Here is a 3,614-nt window from a genome sequence, read left to right on the forward strand (position 1 = left end):
GCGTCCGCGAGCTCGGCCTCGGTGGCGGTGAGGCGGTTCTTCAGATCGTAGATCTTCTGAAGCATCGCATCGACCTCGGTCGCGAGGCGCTCGAGGAACGCGTCGACCTCGCCGGGATCATAGCCGCGACGAGCCTCGGAAAACATCTGCTTCTGGATTTCATCGGGTGTGATGGGCATATGGACTCCTTAACCTTGTGGGCGCTGCCCGACTTCGGGCGCACGCGCGCCGCACCCTAACGGCATATCCTACACGATTATACCTATTACCAGCTGAGCAACGAGATTCAACGCAATCACCGCAATTACGGGTGAGAAATCGATGCCACCCATGGGAGGGATGATGCGCCGGAAAATGCCGAGGTACGGCTCGCAGAGCGACTGCAGCACCAAGCCGATGTCATGGAAGATGCTCCCCTCGCGGATGGGAAACCATGAGAAGAGGATGTAGACGAGGATGAGCATCTCGTAGAAATTGACGAGCGTCGATATGAGCTGCGCGATGGAATACGCGTTGAGCGTGAGCGTAGGAATGGGAAACACCCCTTGGTTATTCGATGATCTGGCAGACTAGGGCTACTTGAGATATCCCGACGTGCGGAGCTTTGCCAAGTCGGATTCCTTGACCTCGCAGCCAGCGGGCAGCACCATGAACACGCGGTCGCCGATCTCTTTGACCGAGGCGCCCAGACCGCAGGCGAACCCGTAGCTGAAGTCGAGGACACGCTTGGCGATCTCGGTGCGCACACCCACGAACACGAGGGCAACCGGCTGCTTCGTCCGCACGCGCCTCACGACGGTCTCAACGTCGTCGTAGCTCTCCGGACGCAGCACGTACGCCGGGAGCTGCGCGGTCGCGTTCATGATCGAACTGGCGCGCTCATCGAGGGCAGAGGTCTCACACGCGGGCGCTACGGAAGCGCGCTCGCGGCGCATCGCGGCATAGCTCGACGGGGTGTCGTAGGCACCGGGGCGATAGGCGTCCTGGCTGCGCGCGGGCGGGTTGTACGTCGTCGCATGGCGGTCGGCATCGCCCACGAGCTGGCCGGAGCGCGTGTAGACCGCGACGGACTCGGCCTCGCCGCGGTGCGTTTGGCCGAGCAATCCGTTCGAAGGCTCCTCACCGTACGAGCCGCGCTGGGCGTCGTAACCCTGGTACCCGCCGTCTACCGCCTGGAAATCATCCTGGTAGCCGTCCTCGTAATAGCCGTCGTAACCCTCTTCTTCCTCGTAGGGCTCGGAAGCATAGGAACCCTGGTTCTGGTTGAAGGGAAGCTTGCTCTTGATGTCGTCTAGGAAGCCCACGTGTTCCAACCTCTCCGCATGATACGATCCGTGCACGTTTGCAGGATGAGCTGCTCCGTTCGCGTTTATTCTAGCTCAAAGGCCGGGTCGAAAACCACCCTGCCCAGACGCACGAGCGTCGAACCTTCGAGGATCGCCTCGCTGAAGTCCTCACTCATGCCGCACGAGAGCTCCGCAAGGTCGACGCCGGGCCAATCGCCGGCAAGCTCGTCGCGAAGTTCGCGCAGGCTCGCGAACGTGGAACGCGCTACGCTCTTATCCCCGCGCGGAGCCATCGTCATAAGCCCCTGGATGAGAATTCCACGAAGTTCGCTCAAGCGCGGGAACGCCGCACGGAGCTCGTCGGGCGTGAAGCCGGATTTCGATAGCTCGCCCGAGACGTTCGCCTCGAGCAGCACGGGCTGCGCGGCAGCGAGCTCACCGGATTCGATTCGCCGTTGCACGCGCGATGAGATCGCTTCTGCCAGATGCAGCGAGCTCACGGAATGTATGCACGCGGCACGACCGAGCACCGCGTTGATCTTATTCGTTTGCAGGTTGCCGATCATATCGAAGCGCACGGGCGGAAGATCCGAGACCTCGGCGAGCTCCCCGAGCTTGCGGACGAGCTCCTGGGGACGGTTCTCGCCGAAGAGCCCATACCCCGCTTCGATAGCAGCGAGCACCTGCGGCGTACCGACCGTCTTGGAGACCGCCATGACGCGCACGCTTCCGGGCGCACGCCCGCTGCGCTCGAGCGCCTCGTCGACACGTGCCATGATCTCATCGCGGCGACGCCGTATCGCATCTAGATATTCGTCCATCTCCGCCCCACTTCGGCCTCTTCATTTGAATCCATACTAGCGCACCGCCACCTCAGGCGCCGCCGTTCATGAAAGAGCGCATAATCGCCACGGCGGCATGACGGCCGCACGTGCCGGCTTCCGCACGATATGAAAAGAACCGATCGTTTTGACGTATGGTCGAAAGTCCGGTATCGGCGACCGAGGCTTCGGGCACGCCCGCCTCGACAAGCGACTGCACGATGCAGCGGGACAGATCGAGGAGCCTGGAACCGCTCGGATGCGCATCCTCGAAGCGTGCATCGAAGCGATCGATGAGCTCGGGAGAAACCTCGTACTCGTCGCCCAGGATATGCGGGCCAATATAAGCGCAGAGTTCGCCTGGCGCGCACGACGCCTCCCGTGCAAGCACGCGCGCCGCTGTTCCCGCGATGCCCGCATACGTGCCCTTCCAGCCCGAATGGACCACCGCGAAGCCACCCGGCGCGGTGAGGATGACCGGCACGCAATCGGCGAAGCAAAGCATCACGGGCACGTCTGGCGCGGTGCACACGATGGCGTCGGAACCATCAGCGATCTCTGCACGCGCCGCCTCGAGCACGGATGGATCGGAGGAGCGCACCACGGCGACGTGGTCACTATGCACCTGGTTGGGCACGAGGAGGTTTTCGGCACGGGAGCTCGCGCCAACAGCCCGAAGCACCCGGCGACGGTTCTCGGCAACCGCCTGTGGATCATCGCCGACGTGGGCGCCAAGGTTGAGCGAGGCAAACGGCGGAGTCGACACGCCACCCGTGCGCTCGGTGAAACCGAAAGCGATTGTGCCTTCGACACAGCCCACGATATGCACCCCAGAGCGTTCGATACGGACAAGCCGCTTCATCGTTCCTCCTTGCAGGCAGCGTGGCGCTGCGAACTCTTCGACACAGATACCCGTACCGATTGTAGCATCGCGCTCGCACGCGACAGCATCTCCACCCCATCACCTGCCGTCGCGTCCTCTCCGCCGTATCGACCTACAAAAAACGCCCCGGCGTGACCGGGGCGCTTGAGGGGCAAAATGGCTTGTATGAAGGTGCAGACGACTTAGAAGCTGCCGCGCTTCAGGAAATCGGGCAGCTCGAACTGGTCGTTACCGAAATTCGGCATCTCGGTGCCACCGATGTTGCGGGTCGAGGCGGTGCTGCGCGTCGAAGCGGGCTCGGGCTCGCTCTTCTGCACGGGAGCGTTGAAGAGCTTGTCCTGGCGGTTCACATTGGCATCGGAGAAGCCGGTCGCGATAACGGTGATGCGCACCTGGTCGCCCAGGGACTCGTCCACCACGGTACCGAAGATGATGTTCGCCTCGGGGTCGACGGCGTTCGCCACGAGGTCGGCGGCGTCGTTGATCTCCTGGATGCCCAGGTCCTTGGAGCCGGCGATGGAGAGCAGCACGCGGGTAGCGCCGTCGATGGAGCTCTCGAGCAGACGGCTCGAGATGGCCTGCTGCGCGGCGTCCACAGCGCGGTTGTCGCCAGAAGCGGTGCCG

At 63.1% G+C, this 3,614-nt stretch carries 5 protein-coding genes and 1 pseudogene; all 6 read right to left on the reverse strand.

Annotated elements, in window-relative coordinates:
* Positions 1–179, reverse strand: a 179-nt coding sequence (locus tag QZ079_RS08525; protein WP_297037443.1) for a DivIVA domain-containing protein, incomplete at its 3' end; no start/stop codon positions are given.
* A gap of 69 nt (positions 180–248) precedes the next feature.
* The gene (locus QZ079_RS08530) at positions 249–542 is read right to left on the reverse strand and encodes a YggT family protein (protein ID WP_291288305.1); all 294 of its coding nucleotides are present in this window, start codon (positions 540–542) and stop codon (positions 249–251) included.
* Between the two features lie 33 nt (positions 543–575).
* Positions 576–1,304 carry a cell division protein SepF gene (locus tag QZ079_RS08535; protein WP_297037440.1) on the reverse strand — a complete coding sequence of 243 codons (729 nt, stop codon included), beginning with the start codon at positions 1,302–1,304 and terminating at the stop codon, positions 576–578.
* Positions 1,305–1,369: 65 nt separating this feature from the next.
* The gene (locus QZ079_RS08540) at positions 1,370–2,107 is read right to left on the reverse strand and encodes a YggS family pyridoxal phosphate-dependent enzyme (RefSeq protein WP_297037441.1); all 738 of its coding nucleotides are present in this window, start codon (positions 2,105–2,107) and stop codon (positions 1,370–1,372) included.
* 52 nt (positions 2,108–2,159) lie between these two features.
* Positions 2,160–2,969, reverse strand: a complete 810-nt coding sequence (locus QZ079_RS08545) for a polyphenol oxidase family protein (protein WP_297037442.1) — start codon at positions 2,967–2,969, stop codon at positions 2,160–2,162.
* Positions 2,970–3,172: 203 nt separating this feature from the next.
* Positions 3,173–3,614: pseudogene (locus QZ079_RS08550) on the reverse strand (cell division protein FtsZ); the annotation flags it as partial.

This window comes from uncultured Enorma sp. (assembly GCA_905210055.1).
GTDB lineage: Bacteria > Actinomycetota > Coriobacteriia > Coriobacteriales > Coriobacteriaceae > Enorma.